This window comes from Rahnella sp. AA (assembly GCF_002834385.1).
Taxonomy (GTDB): Bacteria; Pseudomonadota; Gammaproteobacteria; order Enterobacterales; family Enterobacteriaceae; genus Rahnella.
Genome location: NZ_PITQ01000013.1, coordinates 1 through 26,644, shown reverse-complemented (window position 1 = coordinate 26,644; position 26,644 = coordinate 1). Strand labels below are relative to the sequence as shown.

23 protein-coding genes and 2 pseudogenes are annotated in these 26,644 nt (G+C 46.1%); 15 read left to right on the top strand and 10 right to left on the bottom strand.

Features of this window, described 5'->3' with window-relative positions; genetic code table 11:
• Positions 1–8: 8 nt before the first annotated feature.
• Both CWS43_RS27710 and CWS43_RS23290 read left to right on the top strand, forming a co-directional pair.
• The gene (locus CWS43_RS27710; protein WP_101079513.1) at positions 9–656 is read left to right on the top strand and encodes a TetR/AcrR family transcriptional regulator; all 648 of its coding nucleotides are present in this window, start codon (positions 9–11) and stop codon (positions 654–656) included.
• A 218-nt stretch (positions 657–874) separates the two neighbouring features.
• The gene (locus tag CWS43_RS23290) at positions 875–2,338 is read left to right on the top strand and encodes a glycoside hydrolase family 1 protein (protein WP_198555914.1); all 1,464 of its coding nucleotides are present in this window, start codon (positions 875–877) and stop codon (positions 2,336–2,338) included.
• Between the two features lie 408 nt (positions 2,339–2,746).
• Here the strand turns inward: CWS43_RS23290 and CWS43_RS23285 are convergent.
• A pseudogene (locus tag CWS43_RS23285) lies at positions 2,747–3,097 on the bottom strand (helix-turn-helix transcriptional regulator); the annotation flags it as partial.
• A 362-nt stretch (positions 3,098–3,459) separates the two neighbouring features.
• Positions 3,460–4,443: an NAD(P)-dependent oxidoreductase gene (locus CWS43_RS23280; protein WP_101079511.1), complete on the bottom strand. Its 984-nt coding sequence runs from the start codon at positions 4,441–4,443 to the stop codon at positions 3,460–3,462.
• Positions 4,444–4,640: 197 nt separating this feature from the next.
• Between CWS43_RS23280 and CWS43_RS23275 the strand changes: the two genes are divergently transcribed.
• Positions 4,641–5,261, top strand: a complete 621-nt coding sequence (locus CWS43_RS23275; RefSeq protein ID WP_198555913.1) for a TetR/AcrR family transcriptional regulator — start codon at positions 4,641–4,643, stop codon at positions 5,259–5,261.
• 195 nt (positions 5,262–5,456) lie between these two features.
• On the opposite strand, the gene CWS43_RS23270 is transcribed toward CWS43_RS23275, so the two are convergent.
• The gene (locus CWS43_RS23270) at positions 5,457–6,188 is read right to left on the bottom strand and encodes an SDR family oxidoreductase (RefSeq protein WP_101079510.1); all 732 of its coding nucleotides are present in this window, start codon (positions 6,186–6,188) and stop codon (positions 5,457–5,459) included.
• An 80-nt stretch (positions 6,189–6,268) separates the two neighbouring features.
• Between CWS43_RS23270 and CWS43_RS23265 the strand changes: the two genes are divergently transcribed.
• Complete coding sequence (locus CWS43_RS23265; protein WP_101079509.1) at positions 6,269–6,895, top strand: TetR/AcrR family transcriptional regulator; 627 nt, start codon at positions 6,269–6,271, stop codon at positions 6,893–6,895.
• 363 nt (positions 6,896–7,258) lie between these two features.
• Here the strand turns inward: CWS43_RS23265 and CWS43_RS23260 are convergent, their stop codons facing one another.
• Together CWS43_RS23260 and CWS43_RS23255 are read right to left on the bottom strand one after the other, a co-directional pair.
• Entirely contained in the window at positions 7,259–7,879 is a 621-nt protein-coding gene (locus CWS43_RS23260; RefSeq protein WP_101079508.1) for an NAD(P)-dependent oxidoreductase, read from the bottom strand.
• Between the two features lie 23 nt (positions 7,880–7,902).
• A complete protein-coding gene (locus CWS43_RS23255) occupies positions 7,903–8,727 on the bottom strand; it encodes an inositol monophosphatase family protein (RefSeq protein WP_101079507.1) in 825 nt (274 codons plus the stop codon).
• Between the two features lie 75 nt (positions 8,728–8,802).
• Between CWS43_RS23255 and CWS43_RS23250 the strand changes: the two genes are divergently transcribed.
• The gene (locus CWS43_RS23250) at positions 8,803–9,426 is read left to right on the top strand and encodes a TetR/AcrR family transcriptional regulator (RefSeq protein ID WP_101079506.1); all 624 of its coding nucleotides are present in this window, start codon (positions 8,803–8,805) and stop codon (positions 9,424–9,426) included.
• A gap of 324 nt (positions 9,427–9,750) precedes the next feature.
• On the opposite strand, the pseudogene CWS43_RS27835 reads toward CWS43_RS23250, so the two are convergent.
• Both CWS43_RS27835 and CWS43_RS23240 read right to left on the bottom strand, forming a co-directional pair.
• Positions 9,751–9,837 (bottom strand): annotated as a pseudogene (locus tag CWS43_RS27835) (integrase); the annotation flags it as partial.
• A 269-nt stretch (positions 9,838–10,106) separates the two neighbouring features.
• On the bottom strand, positions 10,107–10,718 hold the full coding sequence (locus CWS43_RS23240) for a TetR/AcrR family transcriptional regulator (RefSeq protein ID WP_101079505.1): 612 nt from the start codon (positions 10,716–10,718) through the stop codon (positions 10,107–10,109).
• A gap of 143 nt (positions 10,719–10,861) precedes the next feature.
• Between CWS43_RS23240 and CWS43_RS27830 the strand changes: the two genes are divergently transcribed.
• A complete protein-coding gene (locus tag CWS43_RS27830; RefSeq protein ID WP_101079504.1) occupies positions 10,862–11,464 on the top strand; it encodes a DUF1295 domain-containing protein in 603 nt (200 codons plus the stop codon).
• 374 nt (positions 11,465–11,838) lie between these two features.
• Positions 11,839–12,486: a recombinase family protein gene (locus CWS43_RS23230; RefSeq protein WP_101079503.1), complete on the top strand. Its 648-nt coding sequence runs from the start codon at positions 11,839–11,841 to the stop codon at positions 12,484–12,486.
• Between the two features lie 521 nt (positions 12,487–13,007).
• On the opposite strand, the gene CWS43_RS23225 is transcribed toward CWS43_RS23230, so the two are convergent.
• Both CWS43_RS23225 and CWS43_RS23220 read right to left on the bottom strand, forming a co-directional pair.
• Positions 13,008–15,248 carry a P-loop NTPase fold protein gene (locus CWS43_RS23225; protein ID WP_101079502.1) on the bottom strand — a complete coding sequence of 747 codons (2,241 nt, stop codon included), beginning with the start codon at positions 15,246–15,248 and terminating at the stop codon, positions 13,008–13,010.
• A 1-nt stretch (position 15,249) separates the two neighbouring features.
• Positions 15,250–16,344 (bottom strand): transcriptional regulator, encoded by a 1,095-nt coding sequence (locus CWS43_RS23220; protein ID WP_232777173.1) that lies wholly within the window; start codon positions 16,342–16,344, stop codon positions 15,250–15,252.
• A gap of 551 nt (positions 16,345–16,895) precedes the next feature.
• Here CWS43_RS23220 and CWS43_RS23215 point away from each other — a divergent pair.
• The 6 genes from CWS43_RS23215 to CWS43_RS23190 all read left to right on the top strand — a co-directional run bounded on the left by CWS43_RS23215 (position 16,896) and on the right by CWS43_RS23190 (position 22,500).
• Positions 16,896–17,267, top strand: a complete 372-nt coding sequence (locus CWS43_RS23215) for a hypothetical protein (protein ID WP_101079500.1) — start codon at positions 16,896–16,898, stop codon at positions 17,265–17,267.
• 2 nt (positions 17,268–17,269) lie between these two features.
• Positions 17,270–17,869: a hypothetical protein gene (locus tag CWS43_RS23210; protein WP_101079499.1), complete on the top strand. Its 600-nt coding sequence runs from the start codon at positions 17,270–17,272 to the stop codon at positions 17,867–17,869.
• 73 nt (positions 17,870–17,942) lie between these two features.
• The gene (locus CWS43_RS23205) at positions 17,943–18,761 is read left to right on the top strand and encodes a tyrosine-type recombinase/integrase (RefSeq protein WP_101079498.1); all 819 of its coding nucleotides are present in this window, start codon (positions 17,943–17,945) and stop codon (positions 18,759–18,761) included.
• Between the two features lie 237 nt (positions 18,762–18,998).
• Positions 18,999–19,478, top strand: coding sequence for a hypothetical protein (locus tag CWS43_RS23200; protein ID WP_198555911.1), 480 nt, complete (start codon positions 18,999–19,001; stop codon positions 19,476–19,478).
• Positions 19,479–19,943: 465 nt separating this feature from the next.
• Positions 19,944–21,062: a hypothetical protein gene (locus tag CWS43_RS23195; RefSeq protein WP_101079497.1), complete on the top strand. Its 1,119-nt coding sequence runs from the start codon at positions 19,944–19,946 to the stop codon at positions 21,060–21,062.
• A gap of 79 nt (positions 21,063–21,141) precedes the next feature.
• Complete coding sequence (locus CWS43_RS23190) at positions 21,142–22,500, top strand: HEPN/Toprim-associated domain-containing protein (protein WP_101079496.1); 1,359 nt, start codon at positions 21,142–21,144, stop codon at positions 22,498–22,500.
• Between the two features lie 83 nt (positions 22,501–22,583).
• On the opposite strand, the gene CWS43_RS23185 is transcribed toward CWS43_RS23190, so the two are convergent.
• Positions 22,584–23,504 carry a hypothetical protein gene (locus tag CWS43_RS23185; protein ID WP_101079495.1) on the bottom strand — a complete coding sequence of 307 codons (921 nt, stop codon included), beginning with the start codon at positions 23,502–23,504 and terminating at the stop codon, positions 22,584–22,586.
• A 378-nt stretch (positions 23,505–23,882) separates the two neighbouring features.
• Between CWS43_RS23185 and CWS43_RS23180 the strand changes: the two genes are divergently transcribed.
• Together CWS43_RS23180 and CWS43_RS23175 are read left to right on the top strand one after the other, a co-directional pair.
• Positions 23,883–25,448 carry an ATP-dependent endonuclease gene (locus tag CWS43_RS23180; RefSeq protein ID WP_101079494.1) on the top strand — a complete coding sequence of 522 codons (1,566 nt, stop codon included), beginning with the start codon at positions 23,883–23,885 and terminating at the stop codon, positions 25,446–25,448.
• A complete protein-coding gene (locus CWS43_RS23175) occupies positions 25,433–26,470 on the top strand; it encodes an AAA family ATPase (RefSeq protein ID WP_101079493.1) in 1,038 nt (345 codons plus the stop codon). Before CWS43_RS23180 ends, CWS43_RS23175 begins: the two co-directional genes overlap by 16 nt.
• Positions 26,471–26,644: the final 174 nt, after the last annotated feature.

The following is a 26,644-nucleotide window of genomic DNA, read 5'->3' as shown; positions in this document are numbered from 1 at the left end:
GGAATCACATGAGCTCACAAGACAACAGACCTTCAGTACGGGGGCGCCGCCCCGGCGGGGCAGTTTCAGGGCGGGAAGCGCTTCTTCCCGTCGCTACACGTTTTTTTTCCCGAAACGGTTATGACGGCACATCTTTACGAAAAATCGCAGCTGAAGCCGGTGTGGATATGGCTCTGGTGGCGCGCCTTTTCGGTTCAAAATCCGATCTCTGGAATGCGGTTCTTGAACATCTGCTGGATAAGCAACGGCATCATCTTGAAGAAATCAGTGCAATTGAACACTCGTTCAGTATCAATCCTGCCGAAGGGTTTCGCCGGTTTATCCGTCACCTGACCGCTATCAGCGTGGAAATTCCAGAGTTTCCCTCGCTGCTGCTGAACGAGGCGGCGAGGGGCGACGAACGGCTTGAATACCTTCTCCTGCATCTGGTTACGCCGTTTCGTGACAGCTGTCTGCCCGTCATCAGACTGGCGATGGAGAAAGGCATCATCAGAAGTCATCAACCCTCACTGACTTTTGCATTAATGATTTCAGCAATTTCGTTGCCTTTGGTCACTCCCGGTCTGATCGATCCGGATGCCCCTCAATCCACCTCTCTTTCCTCTGATATTGCTGATGAGGCTATACGTCTGTTCGTTGTCTCTGAACATTCCTGAACCACTGACCTGTCGCATAAGTGCGTCATGCTTTTAGCAGGTGGCGTCTCAAAGAGACCGGCGATGTATGCAGGCAAACCCGTAAAAAGAAAACGCCCACGCAATATATCATCGGTTGATGATATATTGCTGCTATACATGATGCCCGTCCCTGTTTTACTTGTCGGGCCATCATAAAATTTTTCGTTAGCCTGATTATGTCAAAAGAGGAGTAAGCGATGAAAAACGGAATGCTGGCGTTAAGTATGACTGCAGTGATGAACATGGCCACTGCAGCTGACGTTCCTGATAATTTTCTGTGGGGGGCGGCTTCTGCTGCCTATCAGGTTGAGGGAGCAACAAATAAAGACGGTAAAGGCCGGTCTGTATGGGATTACTATCTTGATGAGAAGCACCTGGCCGGCCCCGGCATATCGGGGAGCGTTGCGATTAACTTTTACGACCGTGATCAGTACCTAAAAGATATCCAGCTGTTTAAAGAGCTCGGGCTGAACAGCTACCGCTTCTCTATCGCCTGGACACGTATTATCCCGGACGGGCAGGGGCCCGTAAATCTGAGGGCAGTTGCGCACTATCGGCAGTTTATTACCGACTTAAAGGCTGCTGGAATAAAGCCTCTGGTAACTCTTTACCACTGGGATATGCCTGAGTCGCTGTCTGCTGCGGGGGGATGGGAAAACCGGGAGTCGGTGGAATGGTTTCAACGTTATGCTGAAGTTATCTTTGCTAACTTCTCCGATCAGGTTGACCAGTTTGTACTGATTAATGAACCAACCGTTGAAGTTGCAACAAAAATCATGGCCGAGAAGCGGCTGAAAGGTGAGGAGCTTACACTCCCTCCTATTGTTCCTGCTGGTCCCTATCTCGAAACTTCCCTGAAGTCCTATAACCATATTCTGCTGGCCTCCGCAGCAGCAGCGGAGAGTTTTAAGGCAAAAGGCTACAAAGGCCGGCTAGGAATTGCTCTGCCATTTTTCCCGGTACTGACGACAGAGAACGCATCAGATAAAGACAAAGCTGATGCCAGACTTGTTGACGGCATTCTTAATCGCTGGTTCCTTGATGCCATGTACAAAGGAAGCTATCCGGCCGATGTACTCAAGCTGGCAGCAGACCGACACCTGAATATTGACGTCCAGCCCGGAGATGCAGAACGCATTCATGATGCGGGCTTGGGTTTTCTGGGCATTAATTACTATGCGCCTTTCTTTATTCGCCATCAGAAAAATGCTTCAGAAGTCTATTCGCCCGAAATAATCTTCCCGAAAAATGAAAAGCTCGCCTTCAATGGCGCAGTAAGACCCGATCAGTTTTCCGCCCTGCTTGAGCGCGTGCGTGATGAGTACGGCAATCCACCGGTCATCATTACAGAAAATGGTGCAGGGTTTGAGGGGGAAGATCAGTTGACGAATGGAAAAGTGAACGATGTAAACCGCTGCCTGTATCTGGTAGACCACATCCATGCAATGAGGGAGTCGATTGCAAGGGGGGCTAATGTTCAGGGTTATCACGTCTGGTCCAGTCATGACAATCTGGAATGGTTGAGTGGCTATAAAAGCCGCTTTGGCATGATATACGTGGACTATGATACCCAGAAGCGCACACCAAAACTCAGTGCGGAAATCTACGGAAAAATCATCCGTGGTGAAAATATCAGTGATGTTGACTGTAAAAGTGACTAAATAAATCTGGAATCATATAGCATTCTGTTAGCCTGGCTTGATCAGCCAGGCGTTGATTAACATTACGTGAGGCTGATGAGAAGTTTCAGCGCCTGAGCGTGGTCGTAAATATGCCAAATGACGCTATCTTCTACTCGCCAGAAAAATTTTGGCGATATAAAACAGCATATCCAAATTGTTTATTACCTGAGGCAATCAAAAACTTTATTTTGCGAATACAACGCTTATTGCAGGCAGCTTCTGGTGACTATCCTCTTCTCCCTCACAGCGGACTTTGCCGATTGTACATGTCTGCTCCGTACCAGAAGCGGATATGACAAAGATAACGAGTTATTAATGAAACGCGGCTAGTTTGAGGGAGTGATAACTCACGTTTAGCGCCAATAGATTTTTCTTTTTTCTCAATATTCAGTGTGTTGAGGAAATACTTTCCAGCTTCACAGCCGGCAACAGTGCAAAGGCCGTCTTCATTTCCCTTGCCTCCCTTGCGGGACTACGCCCGAAAGTACGTCTGAATTCCCGGTTAAACTGAGACGGGCTTTCATAACCGACTCTTAACGCTGCAGCGGCAGCTGTAAGATTATCGCGGATCATGAGAAGTCGAGCCTGGTGCAGGCGTACTGATTTTACGTATTGAATGGGAGAAGTCCCGGTTACCGCTTTAAAGTGAGCATGGAACGTAGGAATACCCATTCTCGCTTCGCGTGCAAGTAAACCTACATCCAGACTGAGCGAATAGTCACTGTGTATATGGCGTAATGCAGGTCTGGATAACATCATTCCCACGCGTAGCTGAAATGGATATGATTGCTTCAGAGAATCCAGGTCTGTTCTTATCTATAAATATATCCGCTCTTCGCTCAAAGCTGCCTGTCAAAGTAGTCAAGCTTTACATAGCTCAGAGGTACAAAAAATAACCTTAACGTACAATAATTTTCGATATCCAAACTGACCCCTAACACGACTAAATTGATAAATTTATTTCCGGAGCAGTAAATAAATGGGGCTACTTAATGCCTGCAGTAAAATTCGTTGGTATCATCACGGTGAATGCAAGAGAGCAAATGCAAGCGATGAGATAGGGGTCTTCTTGGAAAGCTGAAAATATCCTACTATTCGTTTTATTTCATTTCACGGATGCCTTCAGCCCAGCTTTTTACCGGTGCGTACCCTAATTCTCGCCTTGCCTTAGCTGTATTGAGAGTAAGTGTCTTCCCTATCAGCTGCAGCATTTGTCGCGTTAGAGGCGGTTCGCCTTTTAGTCTTAAAATCCGCCATGTCATGCCCATTAGTCCGGCCAGCAGCCAGGCTGCTCTGAACGAAACGGATTTATCCTTAACGGTGATGCCACATGTATTAAGTAATTCACTAATAATGCCTTTAAGCGTGCCTGTTTTTTCATCCGTTATAAAGTAAGCTTCACCACCAGTACCTTTATCGGCTGTAAGTAAGAGTGCTGAAACAAGATTATCCACATGACATGTGGACATTGACTGATTTCCTCCATCAATCCACTGCCATTGCCCGGCCTTAACCGTTGCAGCCATCTGTTTAAGCATAGGCATTCCAGCTCCCCATATAAGAGGAGGGCGAATAGCTATCGTTTCAAACTCTGGACGTTTGTTATTCGCCGCAAGCAAAAGTTGCTCAGCTTTGGCTTTCGATGAACTGTAAGGAGCAAATGAGCGGCTTTGTTTCGGTTGATTTTCATCCACGTCCAACATTGGCTGAGGATCACCCAGGATGACGGCAGCGGCACTGACATACACGATTTTTTTTACCGAGGGAGTCATAGTGGCAGCATCAACCACTGCTTGTGTACCGCCAATATTGATACGTTCAAACTCCTCACGTCTACCCCATAGCTTAAAATGCGCTGCTATGTGAAAGACTATTTCTGAGCCTTTCATCCCTTGTTCCAGCGCGTTTAATGTATTGAGTTCGCCCTTTACTGGCGTTGCGCCCATTAGTTGCAGGGCTTTGCATGCAGCGCTACTTCTTGCCAGAGCATTGACCTTCCACCCATTTCGTACCAACTCCATTATCAATCTTGAGCCTACAAAACCTGTTCCACCGGTAACAAATGCCGTGCGTTCAATAGTCATGTTTTCATCCACTGCCTCAGAAGGTTTAAAACAATATGCCCCGACGCCAAACAAAATACAACGAACATTTTATGTTTTTTGTTCCTATGGCGCGCGATTACAGATCCTGTATACTAAATTGCATATATGGGAGTTTCCCAACCTCTTGTTTATTATAATCATGTAGATTGAGGTCTTTTTTTTCAGAAGGAATACGTGTGGGTATTACAAACGCAGAAGGTAAGGATGATGCAATTTCGCCTATGAAAATTCTGGAAGCTGCTCGCGTACAGATTCGTCGTTTTGGGGAGTCCAAAACAAACATTGTCGATATTGCGCGAGCGTTAGGCACTTCCCATACCACCATTTATCGCCATTTTAAGTCTAAGGCAGATGTATTTGATGCTCTGGTATTATCAACGATGACTCATGAGCAATTACTGGTATCAGCCTACTGCAATGACGATAGTCCAGCAGCTATCCGCCTTACAGAATTTGTAGCTGCACTGAATCACTTTAAGGTCAGGCGATACGCTGAAGACCCTGAACTATTCACATTGTACAAACGTGTTGTAACTGAGCGTCCAGACATTGTCATATCTTATACGCACAGAATGACGGGCCTCATTCAACAAATTATTCAGCAAGGCATAAATAGTGGTGAGTTTAAAATTGAGAATGCTGAGATTGCAGCAAGTGTTGTACGTGATGCGGTAACCATATTTGTCCATCCTGCATTAGTTGCTGAAGCTGCCCGTGCAGGTCTGAATATGGAACGGCCACTGCAACACGTAATGAAAACGTTAATTATAGCTTTTAATAAAGGTTTAACTTACTGAATTAAAAAGTTTCTTTGTGCATCCACAAATTTAAATAGGGGCATGCTACCCGACATTTCTGCTGGCGGTAATTTTTGCCTGACACCCTTGTTTAACCCTCTAAATTTAAGTTGGCTTGCCAGCCGGCTAATGAAAAACTGGCCCTTATAAGCAGCCAGTATTCTTTCAAAACATCACCGATTTAGTGCACCCAACTTACCAGGGTGTAGTTCCACTCGCTTCAACAAATGTGCCACTAACAGCATCACTCTCTGGGAGTAATGCGTATTGCACAGGTAGCCGTGCCCCTTCTTCTGGAGTAAGAAATCCATTATGCCCAGTCAAATCAGTTTTGACATATCCCGGGCTCACAGAGTTAACGACAATAGAAGTATCGCGTAACTCCTGGGCTAACTGTACCGTCAGCATATTCACCGCGGCTTTCGATGCGTTATAACCGATCAGGCGGGCATCGTAGTAGGGGGAAGTTGAGTCACTATTGACCGTCAACGAGCCGAGAGAGCTGGACAAATTCACGATACGCGCGGCAGGCGCTTTGCGCAATAGTGGTAGCAGTGCTTGCGTGACAGCCAGCGTTCCAATGAAATTGGTTTCCATAATACGCCGTACTGAGTCGGGGGATGATATGCTCGGCGGCCCATCAGCAGAATCGACAATTCCGGCATTGTTGACCAAGATATCGAGATGACCATAATCAGCCTCAATTGCCACTGCTGCCGCTGTAATGCTTGAGTGGTCGTTCAGGTCAATAGACAGCAACTGTGCGTTTAAACCTTGAGCTGCCAGTCCCTCTATTGCCGCTGCGGCACGACTGGCATCCCGGGCACCGATGATGACATTCACTCCAGCCTCCAACAGCTGACGGGCTATTTCCAATCCAATACCTTTATTTGCGCCGGTAATAAATGCAATGCGTTTTTGTGTCATATAAACACCTCTAAATTGATTGTTTTAAATTGATAATTTCCATTAGTATATGAAGCTTCCTTCAGTTTAAGAATTCGCATATGCCCACATCCTCACATATAAGCCTTACCCCCCGTAAACAGCCACGGCAGAAGCGTGCGCTAGTTACGGTGAACGCCATTTTTGAGGCAACCATTCAGGTTTTGGTAAGTGATGGTCCGCGCCGATTAACGACGACTCGTGTAGCCGACCGGGCCGGTGTGTCCGTTGGCAGCATGTACCAGTATTTTCCGCACAAACAGGCGTTATTCTACGCCTTGAATGAACGTTACCTGGTAAGGCTGGCAGAGAAAATCGAAGCGGCCTGCGAAGCACAACACGGTGCAGCCATTGAGAAAATGGTGGATTCTCTTGTCATGACGTACTGGTGCGCTAAAACAGAAAGGCCTGAAGTCACGCGTGCGCTTTATCAATCTGTTGCAGAACTCGACAATCAACCTTTGATTACGGCCTTCGCGAAGCGCATAGATATTGCTACAGCGACGATGCTCAAGAGTGCTTCTAATGCATCTTTTACCAATCTGCCAATCGTGACGCTTACTCTTCTCAGCACAATTTTCGGTACTGTGCGCAGTGTGTTTGAACGTGAAATTCCTAGTGATAAAGGAGATGCTATATGCAAACAATTGGCAGTGATGTGCATCGCCTACCTGAATATTGTGGAGTAGTTTTTAAACTTCACATGACGTTGTTGAACATAAATACTCACTAGATACTGAATCCTCTTAGCGCTATGAGTTAATTAGGTCGACCTACGTTATCCTTAACAGAAGGGTATTTCGGCAATAATAAAAATTTTTAACAGCTGTATAATGGTTGATAGTAAGTTAACCCTCGCACCCGAATTTAAACCTTCAACATATTTTTAAAATGCAATCCAAAAAAACACTACGTTATTAAAATCATTGAAATGGTTATTCGCACTAAGTGTTATTATTTAGTGGTTATTCAGATGGTAATATTCTTAATTACATTCAACATCTTGGAGACCATAGCCTTGATAAAATCATTATATTTTTGACGTTCTCCTGTTATTCTTTAAAAACTATCGCAGCCTCATGGATATAACTTCCACTCACTACAGTTTGAAGAATAAATGAGGCTAGACCGGCACGCGATATTCTTGCTGTTATACCCGGCCTCAAATCAATACCTGAACGATAATTGTTGCTAGCATCGCCGTTCGTCAGCATTGGGGGCCGTATCAACGTCCAGTCGGTATTACTCGCTCTCACTAAATCTTCCATGTAATCCTTATCACGCATCTTTTCGCTTATTATGCTGCGCACAAAACGGATAAATAAAGAGGCGTTGTGTGTTTCCGACGCCCCATAGGCGCTTAAAGCAATAAGGCGTTTTACACCAACATTTTGCATCGCAGATATGATTTTTCTGGTTCCATCAGTACAAATTTTTTGAGCTTTGCCTTTACGTGCACCTAGCACGCTAATAACGGCATCTGCGTCTCGTATGACAGATTCTACGATGACCGAATTAGAAAGTTCACCGACGATGAGCTTCAGGCCAACGTTATTAATCTGCAAACTGTCCAGGGTGCGCACCATGGCCGTAATATAATGCCCCGAGGAAAGAGCTTGATTGACCAAATGGCGGCCGGTCGCGCCTGATGCGCCAAAAATAGCAAGTTTCATACGTATTCCTTAAAGTGATACTTTTAGGTAATTGATGTGAGAACCGCAGCTGCTTGTTCTACAAGTGACGATGTGCTGGCCAGAAAACTATTGCTGCCCAAATGCCATGGTGCACCCTGTAGATCAGTGACTTCCCCACCGGCTTCAGATACCAATAATGCACCGGCCAGTAAGCCAGACCGCACTTGGCTGTATTGCCAAAATATATCCTGACTGCCCGCAGCAACCTGAATCAGTTGTAACGTGGCTGGCACCGATACATGTACCACCAACGCAGCTTTCAGCATTGCGACCAATGACATTCCCATGCGACGGTATGTGTCGTCGCTCTCATTAGGCATTGCTTGGCCAGTGCCAACCATCGCGGCGTTTAAATGGGTCTTGGTTGACGTCTGCAGGCGTCGGTCATTAAGCCATGCACCCTCACCGCGCAAAGCAGTGTAAGTATCGTCACTCATCGGCAAATGCACCGCAGTCAGAACTATTTCATTATCTCGAACCAACGTCACCGTTATCCCCCAGTCCTGTAAACCATGTATAAAGTTTATCGCTCCCTCAACGGGGTCTGTAACCCACCATTCCCCCGCAGGTAACGTACCAGTACCCTCCTCATCTTCAACCCATTGAGCGTGAGGAAGGGCAACTGATAGTGACTTTCGTAAAATATCGAGTGAGATAACATCGATAGAAGCAATCTTCTTGGCAATATCTTCTCTGTCTTTAGGGCGATTGTCCGCGCTAAAGCTCTGTTTTAACGCCATGCCGGCTGACTGCACGACTGAAGTGACAAGCCTCAATAAATGCGCGTCATTGGCTTTTTTTTCGGCTGAATGATTTAGAGATGTCATGGATACCTTCATCGGTTTATGAGGCGAAAGAATTGCGCTTGACTCAGTGCGAAAATAATATGAGCATTAGCTCATATGAACAACTCGCAATCTAAACCCGCAGCCACTCGTCGCTTAAACCCACGTAAAATGCCCTCTCAATCACGTTCCACGCATACGGTCGAGGCAATAATCGAGGGAGCTGCTCACATTCTCGAACAACATGGACTCAAGGGGTACACAACGAACGCAATCGCAGCGCGTGCTGGCGTCAGTATTGGCTCTCTCTATCAATACTTCCCGACAAAGGATGCGGTGACCGTTGCACTTATTGAACGGGAAATGACTGAGCTCGTGCAAGAAGCAAAACAGGTGCTGCTACGTGATGATCGAGGTGAGGCGCTGCGCCAGTTAATAGAAGTCGCAGTTCGTTACCAATTACGAAGACCTGTACTGGCAATGTTGCTCGATTTTGAGGAGCATCGGCTATCAGCAATAATGCCAAAATCAGGGACCAAAGCGACTATGCATGCTGAATTAGTCGAATTTTTGCAGGTAGGGGTTATGTCAGGAAAAGTCTCAGCAAACATTGCTGCCTCTGAGATAATGGCCATCATAAGTTCACTTACCGATGCCGCTGGCCGACACGGAGATGATCAACAAGAACAGTTGATTGACAGGATAGAGGCTGCTCTTCTGGGTTATCTCAGCATCATTTGAGGCAAGGAACAGGAATAGTTTTTTTGATCGATTCACTAAACCAATACAAACACTATTTTAGTGTTTGAGAGAAATTTTTTGATATAACACTTGAGACATTTAACTTACACGTAGTGTGACGTTAATTATTTCTCACGCAAAACCATTGCATCAGGCTAATTTCCTTTTCCACTGAACTAAAAAAACTGTTTCGACTTAACGTCAAAACAGCTTTTAGCACGATGTTATCTCTACTTGGAGGATGATAAAGCAAAGGCGATAATATAACCACCAACATCTTTTCAATGACTTGAACCACCTGCCGATATTGTAATCATACCGCTTTTATTTCCAAACACTTTTTGAGATCCCCGGTTTTTCAGCCTTTAGCCGATACTCTTCCGGCGTCAAGTTATTCATGGATTCATGAGGCCACCTGACCTGCTCCCTGTTGGTTAAGACACCCCAATGTTAGTTATGTCGTTGTTGGAGTTGCGAACTTCTGCTCCTCGCTCACAGCGGACATCCGCTCCAAGCACTGGGCAGCTTTGTGCCAATAGCGGACTTTGCTTATCTCGTAATTTCATGTCGGTCACTATGAATATTCAATATTCTTCTTTTTAATTACGACATGTATTTAGATTAATTCATTAGATTGTATATTATATGTGATAGATTCCGCTTAAGGTGGAAGGTTTAATTTATACCTCCTCTAATACGAGTAGTGAAACCCGAAGTTGATTAAGGATCATTTCAGGTTCTGAGAAATAGAAATTTTCACTCATACCCTCAATGTATAAGTGAGAGTATCCGTGCACTGTACACCAGGCTAGTTCCGTTCTTAATTTAAGTGTGTTTTCTGGCAAGGCTATGGCGTGATAATCTAAGTAAACCTGCTTTAATGATTCCTTCAGAAAATTTAATGCAGCATCGCTTTCTTTCAATAGTCTCACTGAGGATGAAGTGCTAGTTTTCATTTTTGACATTACACGAAAAAGTCCTGGGTGTTTTATTGCAAAACGTATATATCCCATCCCAGCACTAAGCAAACTATCTGCTGTAGAATTATTCTGTTTATTTTGCATTTCACCTATCAGAAGACTGTACCCTTCCGCTGCGAGCTCATCCAGTAATCCTGCAACAGTTCCAAAATGATGAGCCGGCGCAGCATGCGAAACATTCGCTTTTCTCGCACATGCGCGAAGGGACAGCTTATCGACGCCTTCATTTTCGATGATCTCAAGTGCTGCATTAATGAGCGTAATGCGTAAATCACCGTGATGATAGTTTTTTTTTGTCAGCGATGGCGTCATTTTATCCCCCGAGAGTTCTTCGTCAGTCCATTAAAGCAAAAAAACTTGACACTGACAAGATAAAGAGAAATTTCAATCTAGTCAATGACTAGATGTCTCTTTAGATTAAGCCATCCTTTCTTATCAATGTTGAGAGTGCCCCTATGAACACTTTATTTTTCATAAACTTACATAAGATTTTGGTTATACCCATAATCATATTCCTTATGTGGTATTACCAAAATACTTCAATGACTGCCTGCATATATCTTTCGATGCATGGAACATATTCCATCCTGTGGTTAGTCAAAGAGTCAACTTTCCCTGACCAGCGGTTCGCAAAGGAGTTTCCGCCAGCGTGGATTGGGTGGTTATTTATCTTTTTACCATTGGCGGGGTATTACGTTACGCCATACCTTTTAATCAGTACTAATGTGATCGCTCAACCCTGGCTAGTTTGTGTGGTACTATCAATTTATATCGTTGGGATTTACCTCCATTACGTGAGCGATGCTCAGAAATTTTATACATTGAGATTAAAGAAGGGGTTGATTACTGATGGATTATATAAATATAGCCGCAATCCAAACTATCTTGGGGAAATATTAATTTATCTGGCTTTTTCAATGCTTTCGATGCATTGGTTACCATTTTTAGTATTAGCCTGCTGGTGTTGTTTCTTCATTAAAAATATGTTGAGAAAAGACCGCTCATTATCACGCCACAAACAATTTAAAGAATACTGCAAAACAAGTAGATTGCTGTAATTTGGCAAAGTAATAAATTGATCTAACTCATTCGATGTATGAGCTCCTTTTAACCACTTTAAAGAAACCTAAGATTTCCAATAAAAGGCGGCTAGACGTCCGCTGTTCGCTCAAAGCAGCCTGTCAAAGTGGTCAAGCTCTACCACAGCTCAGAGGTACAAAAAACCACCTTAAAGTACAATAATTTTCGATATCCAAACTGACCCCGAGTATGGCACTGGCTACTTCAGAGAGGGGCGTCCATAACATCACTACAAACCGGCCCAGTATACTCCAGTGTCACCATCAAAATATGACGCTTTTCTCTCATGGATCATCACCTATCTGTCATGTACATTATGATCATCACCTATGCGTCACCTAAAGGTTAAAAAATGTACATTCATGGTTATCTCCGCGCTTCGACTAAAGAACAGGATGCTCTCCGGGCAAAAAATAGAATGAAGACGTTCGTCGAAGAGAAAGGTTTTCGGCTGGCCAGCTGGTATACCGAAAATGTTTCTGGAGCTTCGCTTCAGCGACCCGAACTTTTGCGTTTACTCGATGATGCCGCTCCGGGTGACATAATTTTGATCGAACAGGTTGATCGGCTTTCAAGACTGGACGAAGAAGGTTGGCAAAAACTAAAGTGGCTAATTCAGGATAAAAATCTGGTTGTCGTTAGTCTGGATCTTCCAACCAGTCACATGGCTCTTACGATCAGCGCTGGAGACGAGTTTACTCGTGCGATGCTGAAGGCCATCAACGGCATGATGCTCGATATGCTGGCCGCTATTGCCAGAAAGGATTATCAGGACAGACGCAGGCGTCAGGAGGAGGGGATCACGAAAGCTAAAGCAGCAGGGAAATTTCGTGGACGGCAAGCTGACCTGCAGTTGCACGATAAAATTCTTGAACTCAGAGTTAAGAATAAGCAAAGCATCCGGGATACAGCTAGGCTGTGCGGGGTTTCAGAAAGAACGGTGATACGGATAGTGAAAAACAGACTCACCGAGGATGGCAATAATAATCGATCCCAATAAATACCAAAATGGTGATCGGTCGTTTTGGGGAGTTTTCCGCTATACCGGAAAAAGCCCAACGTGCGGGGGAGGGGATAGGACGGTCGGGAACGCCCCCGTTTCCGCCGCCTTACCGCATCAGACGGTATGCAAGCCCCTGATACAACGAGGATTATACCAGAGTTGGTCAAGCCCTGGGCGAGTTTAGGACCAATCTTTACCCTCGCGTCCGTCAATGGGGTAAGTTACTGATTCGAAAGGGGAAAACGACGCTTCGGGGTGATTGATGCGAAAGTTGGGCACTCTGGGGGTAAACCCCAGCCTGGTGAAAACTGCATTGGGCAGTCTTGGGTAAAGCTTGCAGAACCGAGGATACCGGAGTTGCTTTCTGCCACCCTTGAGGATTGCGTGTAAGCCTTCATCACCTTTTTCTAAGTAAGCATGCCGTTTTTGCATTCATCAAGAGGAAGCAAATTTCTTACACCTGATGAATTAGAGAGCGTTTTGACCGGATGGGGATATAAAAACATCCGGCCCAATAATTAAAAACGTGCGTGCGCCTGGGAAGTTCTCATTTCATTGATGACTTCTGGATATTGCCCTCCGGCCTCTATGCGAGCAAGCCGTTGTTCAATTACATCCTTGTCGCCGAGAAATTCACTCAGTCTGGTGAGGTCCAGACTCAGATAATTGCCAGTAGCACTGCTTATGCCACGACCTCTTAAGCGCAAAAGCAGTTGCAATAGCCCCTCATCGGTTTGAATGACCCCTTCAGCCCACATCCTGACGCGTTCGACGTTATCGATATCTCTCCAGGCATAAAGATATGACAGTAGGTCGTTCGTTTCTAAAAGAAGGGTCGAAATTTCATCCTGGTTCAGCCGTTCAGCAAGCCTTGGCAACACTGCTCCCAGTTCTTCGTTTAACAACACCCGATCATCTATCGACGCTGGCCGGTCTCCGACCAGCCCATTTTGCCACATAAGATGCCGTACATACCTTGCGATCCATGACCAGGCTGCCCCCCTGACACTGATTTTCTGAAGAAACATGATTGAGGCGGCTCTGTCTACCTTACACATTCTTTGTATTAACCGGTCGACAACGCCGTCAGTATCGAGGTCATACGCTGCAAACCAGACGTTTAGCTGCTGATAGCGCTTTATCACCGCATCACCGTGATTAAAGAAAAACCTGACCAACCCTTCACAAGCCGCCGCGCTTTGCGTAGCCACCGTAGCAGGGGAAAGCTGGCTGAGAATGTGTTCGAACCAGGTACGGGAGGACACACCGTTGGTGTTAATTTTCTCCAGTAGCATTTCCGACATCGCGGCCTGCTGGGCGGGATCCGCCGCTTGAATAAACAGGTTTTCAAAAAACGCTGGGGACAGGACATTCTGCGGCGAGGAGAAGGCAAAGTAGTAACGCCAGTAGGCACCGCTGCCAAGGCGTTTACCCGCTGTCATCTCGGCGCGCTCCCGATCCCCCGTTGGAGAAAAAAGCGTAATGTTTTCGTTGTCATAGCCAGCAATTCCCGGTATCCAATCACTGAGATGATAGGCCGTGCGCGCCGTTGAAGGGGGAAAATGAGCCAGGTGTGCAATAAGAGCGTCTTTTAGCGCGGCTTGTTCTTCCTCACTGACGCTGCCATCGCCTGATTCCACGACGGCACGCTCCGTCAGATATTGCTCTATCCAGTCATACAGGCCGGCGTTACTGATACGAATAAGCTGCAGCAGGCACAAATCGGGCAGATAGACGTAATCACGCATCCCGCCGTAGCGAAATTTCAGTATATTGAGAACCAGCTTAACCTCCCGCGGCGTGGACAGCGCGGCCCCGTAAATATCCGTTACGCGGGCAATATCGGTCAATAAATCCTCACTGGCACCGGCACAGTTAACCTCCTGATAAAGGTTCGTTACGCCGCTGATGAATTCTCGCCGCAGGCTGAAGGCCTCCGGACGGGGCAGGTTGATTGAAATCTGCACGATTTTTTGCAGATAGGCGGCGCCGTCCTTCACTCCCAGACCGGTCTGAATGGCATGGGCCAGCACCGCTTTATCGTAAGACAGGACGTAGCGAAAGCGGGGGAAATCTGCCACGGATTTCACCAGGCGAACGATCTCCACCGCCTGAGCGGGTTCCAGTCGATCCAGGTCATCCATTACGACGATAAAACTCAGGTCCAGGTCGGTAATTTTCTCGCCAATCTCGGCGCGCAGCTCGGCGGTTGTCTTTCTGTTGGTCAGAAATTCCGCATCTGAGTAAGCCTTCAGTGCTCCGCTGGCGTTGGGCATGCCGGGTACCAGCGCGGCCATCTCGGCCACGGGGCCCAGGTGGCGGGCGGTCGACTGGCTGTAGCGCAGTACTTTGGACGCCGTATCTGTCAGCGCTTTTTTTCGCTTCAGGCGTTTGAGTGCCGGGCCCGATAACGCGCGCTTTTCTTCTTCCGCAATAATGGACGCGACCGGCAACAGCAGGGATTCTACTGGGCTCATACTCCCACCATCGAGCCAGGGTGACACGGACAGCACAAAGGTTCGCTCTGGTAGCCCGGCCTCGAGTTCGAAACGCAATAAGTTGAGCAGGCTGGTTTTACCTGAGCCCCAGGCGCCCTCAATGCCAATCACGGCGCTGCCGTTCCGGCCTAACCCCTCGATGGCAAGTGCCAGCTGCTTCGCGACGTGGGTAAACCCATACAGGTCTTCGCCGGGACTCTGCACGGCGGAATCGAGGCCTGCGCTGAGACGTTCGCCGTCTCCTGTCTGCTCATCCGTCATGTTATAAATCTCCGTACAGCGTGCGTAAAGCCTCCACGGCGCTGGCCAGGGCGCCCGTCTCCACCCGCTCCGTCAGCTCCCGGACCAGTTCGCCAAATGCTTCGGCTGGCATAAACACCCGCAGCGCATCAAAACCCAGGATCGCGTCCTGGTGAGCGGTCCCCGGCAGGGCCAGGCTGATATGGGCACCTTCGCTGTAGCGGCGCACTGCCTCCGGCGTGGTGCGATAGACGTTCAGCAGGCGGTAAAGCTCTGCGAACTCCCTCCAGCCGAACGGCATCACAAAGTTGCCGCCGGTCAGAACCAGATACAGGCGCGGCACCTCATCACCAACGGCGGCGGGCAAGTCGCCGCGCTGGCCGTCGATCCGGATGTCGAACCGCAGGTCACCGGCGGTGAAGGTGTCATCCATTTCCCGCACCGACGGGCGCACCTCCCGGCTAAAGGTTTCGCGCTGCCCGAAGGTCCACTGCCGCGTGCGCATCACCAGCGGAAAGATCTGCTGCAGGCGGGGCGGGGTGAAGATGCGGGCCAGCACGTCGTCCGGAAATTCCTCCAGGGCAAAGCAGCCGGACGCCAGCGGGCGCAGCAGGAACTCCGCATAGGCGGGGTCAACCGCGTGGCTCACGCCCTGCATAAACTGCGCGGCCTCTTCCTGCCAGTTCTCGGTCGCAAACTCAAAGGTGCGCTTAATGTAGTGGCCGTCCACCGGCAGCCCGTGCTCTGCCTGCCAGACCAGCAGCTCGAAGCTGATGTTCAGCAGCGTTTCCAGCACCGGCCACCGGACAAATTCCTTTGCGCCGGCATCGCGGTAGGCCTGATGGGCAAGATCTGTCATAAAGCGCAGCTCGGCGCGACGCAGGGCCTGGCGGCCAAAGGTTTCTCCGAGGATAACTTTGCGGTACAGCTGCTGCACCGCCTCGTCCGGCCGCGTGGTCAGCTGCAGCCAGTCGTCATCCGGCGCGCTGGTTTGTAGGGAGACGTCAAGAAAACGCTCCGCCAGGGCGTTGACCGAGGTCTTTTCCGTGACAGCACGGTTTTTCAGCGATTCGATGAGTTTTTTGGGAAAGCGGAGCGTTAGCTGGCTGAGCATCATTTTATTCCTGTCATTAACGTGGTTAATTTAGCCTCACAATCATTAGGCACCTTCATTGAGATAGGCGTCAAGTATTAAAAATACAATCATGTCGGTAAGTGACATCATGTCATTTGGGAGGGGGTTGTCATATGCCTGTCATTTTTTCTGGTGAGATCCGCTTTCTGGCATAACCGGATCTCCGCACAGCGGGTGGCGGCTTTTTGCGCAGAACTCATATATGTGGGAAATATTTATTTTAAAACGCTATATAATGTATAGCGGAGTGTTTTCAGTGCGGGCGTAGGACGCCTGAACGCGGTTGGGGGGCGTCAATCACCCGTGCTACACTTCCGAAAACGGCCTGTGGGGAATAACTCGGAACTGTGCAATGGGTGTCGTCACTAATTGCGTTTCGTGAAAATTATCAGGCTATTTTTCAGCGCGGTGACAGTAAGTTAAGTGACTATACCATGACTTATTATCCCCCCCTTCATTTATCAGACCTGAATACCATCACTGAACGTCACCTTTTTCAATGTTCACCGGCACAATGGTCAAAGGAAAAAAACATGTTTGCATCGATCACCGGAAAAGAAGGGTTCGGCTATCAGTTTGAAAAGATCCGCAACGCGGTCGCCGTGTTGAACGAGAGTAACGTGCATGCGGCCACCCGGCTTGGACTGGATATCCTGGAGCAGAAGTACGCGGAGTTTGGGCAGGAGATGGACGCGGCCGGCGAGCTCGCGGACTGGGCGTATGACCTGGCCACCTACCGCCACGCCATAGAGGTAATGCGCGGCTATTTTACCGGCAACCCGCGCGGGCTGACCGAGCGCGATGCCCGCATCTATTACCACTACCTGGAAGCCGAGCATGAGCAGTTCTGCTCGATCGCGCAGGAGATTATTGCGGAAAAAAATCGCGAGAACGGGGCGGGCTGAACATGACCAAATCGGCAAAGCAACCGTTGTTTACCTATGCCAAAGACTGGCACAACAACGCCTGTATCAACGGGTTTTATGCGGATCACTATGCCTATTCAGAAGGGTACCGCCAGGCTGCAGACCTGTTGATAGCACACATCGCCGAGAGCCACAGCAGCCAGGATACGCTGGTGTACCCGATTGTGTTTCTCTATCGCCACCACGTTGAGCTGATGCTGAAAAAAATCATCAGCACGGCTCTTGATCTGGTCGACCTCCCAGAACGTTATAAACAGAAAACGGACAATCACAATTTTAACACGCTCTGGCCAATGGCCCGGTCGCTGGTCATGGACATTGATAAAACCTTTCCCAAGGATAATTACGCGACCCTCGACGCCGTGGTGAAAGCCTTTATCGAGTCAGATGCACGGGCCACGGCCTTCCGTTATGCGCGAAACAATTCCGGACAACCCAGCCTGGCAGGAATGCAGTACATCAATACGCGACATTTTGGTGAGATGATGAGCAAGGCCTCCTATGAGCTGGACTGCATGGATTCGCACCTGTTGCATCTGCGCGGTCTGCAGAATGAACAGCGAGCCGATTGGGGTTATTAACCCTGAGGAATACGCCGCTTAGGCCGTTGTTGACCCACGACTGACGACACTAAAAATACCGGGTATGAATGATATGACGATGCTTATCCCACAGGATTTTAACTCACAGTCTTTGCCACAGACCGTCTCGATAGACTACTCCGCCGCGCTGGCCCTACGCCGCATGGCTCAGACCCACGGTGATATGCCGGAGTATCTGCTGGCCGTGGAGGTCAGCGCATTGCTGCACTACCTGCCTGATTTGTATCAGCAGACCTGCATCGATACGCTGTGGAACACCGGCGCGCGCATTAACGAAGGGCTGGCCCTGACGCGGGCGGATTTTTCACTGTCACCGCCGTACCCCTACGTCTCGCTGGCCACGCTCAAGCAGCGGCAGGAAAAGGCCACGCGCGGCCCGGGAGCCCCGTCAAAAAAGACGATCCCCCACCGGCTGGTCCCACTGTCCGATAACCAGTATCTCAACCGGATCAACAGCATGATCGCCACGCTGCGCATTCCGCTCGAGCGTAAAAACAAGCGCACCGGCCGCATGGAGCCGGCGCGCATCTGGGAGGTGACCGACCGCACGGTGCGCACCTGGCTGAACGACGCAGTGGCCCGCGCCGCTGGTGACGGCGTCACCTTCTCGGTAACGGTCACGCCGCACACGCTGCGGCACAGCTACGCGATGCACATGCTGTACTCGGGCGTGCCGCTGAAGGTGCTGCAGGGGCTGATGGGTCACAAAAGCATGAAGTCCACCGAGGTGTATACGCGGATATTTGCGCTGGACGTGGCGGCACGCCACCGGGTGCAGTTCTCTATGCCGGGTACTGAGGCGGTGGCCATGCTAAAAAACCCTGGCCTGGACAAAGGGGCAGCCACTCATGACGCATTAGACGTTCTATAAGCTGGGTAACTTAAAAGATGATTTCATCAATGATGAGGTCATAATGCAGTACACGATCTCTGGTTACGTTTTATTGGAGACTGAAGTGGAATACTCAATTTTCCCAACTGAGGAGAGGTGATAACATTGCATAATTGTCATTGCGTCTAAAAACGAATCGAGACGGGTTCGAGATGGGACTTCTCGATTAAGACTGACGTGGTATATAACGAAAAAGTTTTATAAGGAATAGAGAATATGGAGTTAGATAGCACGAGTGATTTCAGTGGCACTGTTTATAAAATGTCATGGGTGGCTTATATAAAACCCGTTCTGATTTTCATTATTTTATTTTGTATCGCTGTATCGATGGCACACTCAACGAACCACATATGGGAAATTCTGGGGGCCATCTTAATGCTAGTGTGCTTAGCGAATTTTGTTTGCCAAACAATGTTTATTTGGGGCGCCAAAATAATTGTTAACGATGATGGCGTGTGGTTTTTTAGAGGGATATTCCCTTGGACAAAAGGTGCTATTGGTACGGCATGGCGTGATATGGCTGATGCGGAATACTTCACGGGGTTTGTCAGCTGGTTAGTAAAATCTTATAGAATTCGTGTCGCACACCGGTTCACCAAAACCAGTGAAATAATAATCCCCCACATTCGAGACGGCAACAAAGCCGTTATACAGATCAATGAATATTTGAGGTCTAAGTACAGAGATAGGGAATGATTTCAAGCAAAGTCTTATACTTAGCTTATCGCATCTGACAACGTCATGACTTAACTGACGAGTCATGCTACTGGTCAACACTTTTCAGCCTCATTACGCTTGGTGAATTTAACCAGGCGTTATAATTACCCTAAATTGTATCCCATTGTGCGGAAGTTTCTTTCTATATGTCGTTTTGCCGCAGGATTTTTTGACCGAAATTGATGGGCAGGGCGCACTAATCACACTTATAGTAAGTAGCAAAGTATAGGGATACTACATAGGCGAAAATGGCAGGGTGCGGCGTTTGCGGATCTTTACCCGTTTTGCCGCAGGTTGTGATGCAGGAAAGAAAGAGGATGATGGAGGAAGGTTGTGAAAACCTCATCAGGTAAAGCCAACTTCAAACTATTATAAAATGTAACAGTTCCCTAGCTCTAAAGGTATAATGTTCATCAGCGGCTAAAATCTAAAACGTGGGAAAATATGACACGCGAAATCCTCAAACAAACGGTTCAAAGTAATGAACAGCTTTTTCATTCTTTAGTAATAAATGCGATCGATTTCTTAGAATCCTCTATTGATGACCTTGATAAAAGGCCTAAGAATTCAATCGTTGATTTTTATACGGCCATTGAGCTTTTCTTAAAGGCAAGACTCATGCTTGAACACTGGACTTTAATATTAGCTGACCCTGGCAAGGCAAATAAACAAAGTTTTAGTGTTGGTGATTTTAATTCTGTGTACTTCAACGATGCGGTTCAACGCCTTAAAAGTATTCTGGGTATTAGGCTTGATGATAACATTCTAAAAAATTTCATGGCGTTAGGTGCGCATAGAAACCAGATTGTCCACTTTGCACATACGGAATATTCAAGCACACAGGCTAATAAAGCGGGCGTGGTGGCTCAGCAATGGTCTTCATGGCACCATCTGTATAATTTACTCACGGTTGAATGGAAGGGTGAGTTTATTAACTTCCAGAAAGAATTAGATCGCGTACATCAGAGAATGCTAAAACAGAAGGAATTTCTAAATGCTCGATTTAATGAAATTTCAAAAGACATTGAAATTTTAAAGTTAAAGAAAATCAAAGTTGTGAAGTGTCGTCAATGCGGATTAGAAGCAGGTAAGGTTAATGACACTCATAGGTGGGGTGATGATTATCAATGTCTGGTTTGCGAATCACAGGGTGTTGCAGTCGAGCAAGTAAAAGACACGTTGCCTTGTCCAAACTGTAAAGCACCCTTTGAATTTTTCAGTCCTGACAATACTAAATGTCCAAAGTGTTCTCATGAAATTACCACCAATGCATTAATCACATTGTGTCGTGACGTATATGTAACCGGTGACGACTGGTGGGAAGAAGGTGGGGAATGTATTGCAGGCTGTCATGAATGTGAGCATGATCCAAAGTCTGTATTTTATATTGATGGCCAATGGAGCTGCGTTTCTTGTTTTGACCGAGGGTGGTCAGCGATTCACTGTCCACATTGTGAAGAATACGTAACTGGCGACATAAAGACTATTGAGTACTTCGCATGCTATAAATGTGCAGATGAGCAGAGGAAGTTTATTCTAGCTGAGGCTAGACTTTCAGAGTGAATTCAAAATAAATTTCCATTTCCTTGTTTGTAGAATTTTCTATAAACAACTTGGTGATATACAAAAATAAGGTTAAAGCATGGGAACAATAATTTCTCTGACGGTTTCTGATATTATGCTGGACGCGAGCAAGAATTCCATGGGATCCGATCACGGTGAACTGTTTCAGAAATGCGACCATGTAGTGCTGCCAGAATACTTCGAAGAACTTGCAAAGGGGGAGGAGCCAAGTGAAGAACGGGCTTTGAGTTTTACCGTCCTGCGTAAGACATTAGCGGAGGTTGCGGACCGAGTCGAGCTGTTGGGGTTCAGTTTAGATGTTATTCGCTTAGAATACGACACATTAGTCAAGCATATTACACAGGACCGGGAGGAGATGATTGAATGCTACCCTAAAGATTATGAGCCATTAGGAGTGCTCTACACCTTTGATGAATTACAGCATTTTCTAAATCATTATTCTCTGAGCGACCTGAGCTCAGAAGAGTTCGAAATAGACTACCAATATCCTGAAAGAAATATGGATTTAATAAAAAATAAATTTCCGCTATCTGTAATAAAAAAAATACCGAATTTTGATCCACATAATTATACTTTTTGGTCTGAAAAAACCGCATTTGGATGCATAATTAATATTCTTCATCCGTATTCATTAATTCGACTGTTGAGTGAAAACCAAAAAAACAGAACGGAATTCGTAGAATGGGACTATGGTCAGATAGTTTCTAATGGTTGGGTGCATATTGATGAAATAAAAACAGGGGTTAGGCGTGAAGAGTCTTTTCTTATCGCTACGGAGGGTACATCAGACGCCCATATTTTAAGTAAAGCCTTTAAGCAGTTAAAGCCTGGTGTTGCAGACTTCTTTAGGTTTATTGATGTAAAGGCGCGTCATCCATTTCCCGGAACTGGAGGATTAGCGAAATTTGCAGAAGGTTTGGTTAAAATTGACGTGCAAAACCAGATTGTATTTGTCCTTGATAACGATAGCGAAGGAGTTGATGCTCTTAATAAGATAAATGCAATGATTCTCCCTGATAATATGGGTTGCATGTGTCTACCTGACCTTCCTGAGTTTGAACGGTTCCCCGCGCGCGGCCCAGGTGGACTTACAATAGCTAATATTAATGGCCAGGCAGCTGCAATTGAATGTTATCTGGACTTAAACTTCGGTGAGTTTGATAATCACTTCATTCGCTGGACTAACTACAAAGAGGACATAGACTCCTATCAAGGTTCACTTGATAAAAAAGAGTATTATGCCAGAAAGTATCTCAACGCTACAGATCATAAACTTATCAATAATGAATATGACACTAGCAAATTAGAGGCTCTCCTTAAAGCGCTTATCGGTACATGTGGTAGAGTTGCTGGCAGGGTACGTTGTGACAAGATCAAAAACCATTACCCTAATCTATGGACAGAAGAGAAAGTCTAATTTATTTACTAGATTTAGGAAAATTTGTTGCTTAGAAATATATTTCATGATGCTTTTATTATTTTTCATCAAGAATTTAAAAATTAATTCTCTTCACCCCAGAGGGGAGCAGGTTCCTCTAATTGTTCATGTTGGCAAAAAATGCAAACATATTTACTTCTTACTTCATTATATTGTATGGTGCCAATGCACTCATCTAGATATTTAGAGTTAAAATAATCATTTTTTTCCATAACGGAGACGCAGGGCTTGCAAAAATAGTTTTCATTGTTTTTATTGTAACCGAAGTTTGATATACATCTCTCATTGCTCGATAATTTAATGCAGGAGGTTAATTCAATATGGGTAGGCAGCATTTCAAAAATATTCCCAGGTGGCATTTCTTTAAATTCAATGCCATTCGAAGCATGTTCAGATCTATAGTTGTAACGACTCCATATCCAATGTCCATAATCTTTATTTAAATAATTATGCGCTGTAATTATAGATTCAAATAACATTTCCAAAGAAATGTCCCGGTTCAATTCAACAGTGTGCATATATGTGTTTCGTAACAAACGCATTTCGGAATACCATTTAAAAAACCCTTCTTCAATTTTATTCTCTGAATAAGCATGATGTACTTTGAACAAATCCTGAGCATCTAATGTATGGAATGAGCTAAAAGGAATATTCCCATTTTCATCAAATTTTGGTATATTTTTCGAAGCATTGGTTATAAGTAAGTATGGTGATATTTCAACAATCAATCCCTTGAGTCTAAATTCAACAGATTGTTGTACTAATGCTAAGGCCGATATTAGTTTTGGTCTTACATAGTTCCAGAAATTGTCGAGTACAATTAAATTTTCTTCATTATGATACTCTGATTGCTCATAATACTCGTTCCTTTCTTGAAGTTGGATATACTCATGGGCAATGCTAGTAAGGTTTTCCCAAGCTTCATTTACCATGTGAGAAGCGGTGGCATAGAAGTCTTCTTTAGAAGGAATGTTAGTGATCAAAATCGGTTACTCTCAGTAAATTAAGTGCCCTTTATTATACTTGAATTTTGGGTTAGAGACAGCGGTTGTGTCTTTGCTTGAGAAGTTTGGCTTTATTTAACATAATGCGTGTTTACTGCCGTGAGGCTTTAGGTTAAAGACAGATTATACATAAAGATCGCCGTTAGATCTTTCTATTGTCACTTAAACCGGGGTGATCCACCAAAAGAAATATAAAACTCCACTACGAGTACGGTACAAGTACGCAGATGCGTACTTGTACCGTTACCTGCTTACTATGTTTTGCTGTTTTTGTATCTTTCTAATCTTTAATATTTTGTACAATGCACATACCTGAACGCTTAATCGATGTTGCAAAATCACATTTGGGGAAGGGATATGCCGAGAATAAAAAAACTGATGCTGCAAAATTTTAAGAAATTCGACTCGCTGCATCTACAGTTTCATCCTGGAAAGAACGTACTGATCGGCGATAATGAGGCGGGAAAGAGCAGTATTCTGTTGGCACTAGATTTGACGCTGAATGCCAGTCGAAGCAGAGTGGAAAGTCTTGGCCTTGAATCCCTCCTCTCGCAGAGAGCTGTGAATAATTTTTTTTCTGAGGGAGAGAAGACTTTTGCGCGGCTACCGCAACTGGTCGTGGATGTTTTCCTTGACGAAGGGACTGATCCTTATCTAAACGGCAACCAAAACATGCTGGGTATTATCTCAGACGGCCTAAGAATGAGCATTGCCCCCATTGAGGAATATGGTGCTGACATTAATCGAGTGCTTGCAGAAGAGGGCGACAACTTTCCCTATGAATACTATGCGGTAAGATTCTCCACTTTTTCGGGGGCTCCTTTTGCAAGCTTCAAACGTTTTCTTAGGCATCTGATGCTGGACGGCACACGGATTGACAGCGATTATGCCGCTCGCGAATACACCCGCTCTGTCTACAACTTCAATGTGCCGGTTACCGAGCGATTTAAGCTTGAAAACCGTTACCGTCAGCAGAAGCACGCTTTCCGGGATGAACAACTTGCTGAATTGAATGGCACCTTATCGCCTTACAAATTTGAAGTCAGAACCGGGCTAAAATCAAACCTAGAAACCGATTTAGATATTACCGAAGACGGGATCTCGATCCAGAACCGCGGAAAAGGGAAGCAATGCTTTATTAAAACAGAGTTTGCTCTAAACAAACACAGGGAACATGGTGACCTCGACGTGATGCTCTTGGAAGAACCCGAAAACCACCTTAGCCATAACAACATGAAAAAACTGGTCGGTCAGTTGGCTACAACAGAGCAGACTCAGTTATTCATTGCTACTCACTCTAGCCACATCTGCTCCCGCCTCGATCTGAGAAGTGCCTTACTGCTAGGACATCAGAAAGTCTCAACGCTTGCCGCCTTAGACCCAGACACGGCTGAATTTTTCATGAAGGCTCCTGATAACAACGTACTTGAATTTGTCCTATCCAATCGGGTAATTCTCGTTGAAGGCGATGCGGAATTTATTCTGCTCGAGGCCTGTTACACCACTCATACAGGTGGGAAGACGCCCGAAACGGATGGAGTTCACATTATTTCTATCGGGGGAACCAGTTTCAAGCGTTACCTTGAGCTGGCTAGATTACTCGGAGTACGTGTGGCTGCTATACGTGATAATGACAAAAATTATCAGCATAACTGTGTCGATAACTACCATGACTCTCTGTATGAAGGGGCCTCAGTGTTTGCTGATAAAAATGACGACCGGTGGACTTTTGAAGTCAGTTTTTACGACGACAACAAGAAAATCTGCGATGAACTGTTTGCCTCTGGACGAAAGACACTAACGGTCCTGGATTATATGTTGGGTAACAAGGCAGAGGTGGCGTTCGAACTACTGAAAAAGAAAGGCGGTGAACTGATTGTCCCAACTTATATTCAGGAGGCTATTGCATGGGTAAGACAGTAGTTCTTGCAGTTGCTGGTTCGGGAAAAACGACTCTAATTATTAACCAGCTTGATTTAAAAAAACGAGTATTACTTATTACCTACACGGAAAACAATTACCGGCATCTGCACAGCAGTATCATTGCCCGTTTTGGCTATTTCCCGTCTCACATTACGTTAATGACGTACTTCGAATTTCTCCACAGCTTTTGTTATCGCCCTTTTTTGCAAGTACAACTCGATACGAGGGGAATGAATTTTAGCCAACCGCCGAATTTTACAAATCGCTTTCCTCGCTCTGACCTTCGACATTACTGTGACCAAGGAAAACGGTTGTACCATAACCGTCTCGCAAAGCTTCTGGATCACTGGGGGGTAGTGCAACATATTCTTGCACGAATAGAAAAGTACTACGATGCCTTGTACGTAGATGAGGTGCAAGACTTTGCTGGGAATGACTTTAATCTGTTGAAAACGCTTTGTAGGTCAAGCGTCGACATATTATTTGTAGGGGATTTTTTCCAACATACCTTTGATACAAGCCGTGATGGCCCGGTTAATCGCAGTCTCCATGAAGATATTCAACGCTATGAGAAACAGTTTTCTTCAGCTGGGTTACATATCGATCGAACGACGCTAAGCCAAACCTGGCGGTGCTCCCGCACAACGTGTGAATTTATCACCAAAGAATTGAATATCAGTATCCAGGACCACACCGGGCGCACTTCAACCATTAAACGGGTGGAAACCCAAGCTGAGGCAGATGCATTGCATGCCGACGAAGTTAAAATTAAGCTGTTCTATCAAAGTCACACCCTCTACGGCTGTTTGTCTCAGAACTGGGGAGCAAGTAAAGGGCTCGATCATTATCAAGATATCTGCATCATTCTGAGTCCAATGCATTGGAAACTTCTAACAGCGGGCAAATTAGAAACGATGAAACCTGGAACAAGAAATAAACTTTATGTTGCTTGTTCTAGGGCTCGTGGAGACATTTACTTTATCCCAGAAAGTCTTTTTAAACGCTTTAAGATTAAGCAGTAACTTCCGGTGTGGTCACTGAACATTATTGATATAGCTACTACAAACTTTGTCTATCCCAGTTTAAAATGTCACCTTCAGTTCCAAAGTTAAAATGTCACTTTTGTTATTGGGAAAGTCTGAAAGAATAGGGGGTTAGCGTTTCAAACTGGCCCTGAATTCCGATGGATTAACCAG

What these genes read in the sequence shown, in the direction of transcription:
- CWS43_RS27710 (WP_101079513.1), top strand. Translation starts at nt 9, where the DNA reads ATGAGCTCACAAGACAACAGACCTTCAGTACGGGGGCGCCGCCCCGGC.
- CWS43_RS23290 (WP_198555914.1), top strand. Translation starts at nt 875, where the DNA reads ATGAAAAACGGAATGCTGGCGTTAAGTATGACTGCAGTGATGAACATG.
- CWS43_RS23280 (WP_101079511.1), bottom strand. Translation starts at nt 4,443, where the DNA reads ATGACTATTGAACGCACGGCATTTGTTACCGGTGGAACAGGTTTTGTA.
- CWS43_RS23270 (WP_101079510.1), bottom strand. Translation starts at nt 6,188, where the DNA reads ATGACACAAAAACGCATTGCATTTATTACCGGCGCAAATAAAGGTATT.
- CWS43_RS23265 (WP_101079509.1), top strand. Translation starts at nt 6,269, where the DNA reads ATGCCCACATCCTCACATATAAGCCTTACCCCCCGTAAACAGCCACGG.
- CWS43_RS23260 (WP_101079508.1), bottom strand. Translation starts at nt 7,879, where the DNA reads ATGAAACTTGCTATTTTTGGCGCATCAGGCGCGACCGGCCGCCATTTG.
- CWS43_RS23255 (WP_101079507.1), bottom strand. Translation starts at nt 8,727, where the DNA reads ATGACATCTCTAAATCATTCAGCCGAAAAAAAAGCCAATGACGCGCAT.
- CWS43_RS23250 (WP_101079506.1), top strand. Translation starts at nt 8,803, where the DNA reads ATGAACAACTCGCAATCTAAACCCGCAGCCACTCGTCGCTTAAACCCA.
- CWS43_RS23240 (WP_101079505.1), bottom strand. Translation starts at nt 10,718, where the DNA reads ATGACGCCATCGCTGACAAAAAAAAACTATCATCACGGTGATTTACGC.
- CWS43_RS27830 (WP_101079504.1), top strand. Translation starts at nt 10,862, where the DNA reads ATGAACACTTTATTTTTCATAAACTTACATAAGATTTTGGTTATACCC.
- CWS43_RS23230 (WP_101079503.1), top strand. Translation starts at nt 11,839, where the DNA reads ATGTACATTCATGGTTATCTCCGCGCTTCGACTAAAGAACAGGATGCT.
- CWS43_RS23225 (WP_101079502.1), bottom strand. Translation starts at nt 15,248, where the DNA reads ATGACGGATGAGCAGACAGGAGACGGCGAACGTCTCAGCGCAGGCCTC.
- CWS43_RS23220 (WP_232777173.1), bottom strand. Translation starts at nt 16,344, where the DNA reads ATGATGCTCAGCCAGCTAACGCTCCGCTTTCCCAAAAAACTCATCGAA.
- CWS43_RS23215 (WP_101079500.1), top strand. Translation starts at nt 16,896, where the DNA reads ATGTTTGCATCGATCACCGGAAAAGAAGGGTTCGGCTATCAGTTTGAA.
- CWS43_RS23210 (WP_101079499.1), top strand. Translation starts at nt 17,270, where the DNA reads ATGACCAAATCGGCAAAGCAACCGTTGTTTACCTATGCCAAAGACTGG.
- CWS43_RS23205 (WP_101079498.1), top strand. Translation starts at nt 17,943, where the DNA reads ATGACGATGCTTATCCCACAGGATTTTAACTCACAGTCTTTGCCACAG.
- CWS43_RS23200 (WP_198555911.1), top strand. Translation starts at nt 18,999, where the DNA reads ATGGAGTTAGATAGCACGAGTGATTTCAGTGGCACTGTTTATAAAATG.
- CWS43_RS23195 (WP_101079497.1), top strand. Translation starts at nt 19,944, where the DNA reads ATGACACGCGAAATCCTCAAACAAACGGTTCAAAGTAATGAACAGCTT.
- CWS43_RS23190 (WP_101079496.1), top strand. Translation starts at nt 21,142, where the DNA reads ATGGGAACAATAATTTCTCTGACGGTTTCTGATATTATGCTGGACGCG.
- CWS43_RS23180 (WP_101079494.1), top strand. Translation starts at nt 23,883, where the DNA reads ATGCCGAGAATAAAAAAACTGATGCTGCAAAATTTTAAGAAATTCGAC.
- CWS43_RS23175 (WP_101079493.1), top strand. Translation starts at nt 25,433, where the DNA reads ATGGGTAAGACAGTAGTTCTTGCAGTTGCTGGTTCGGGAAAAACGACT.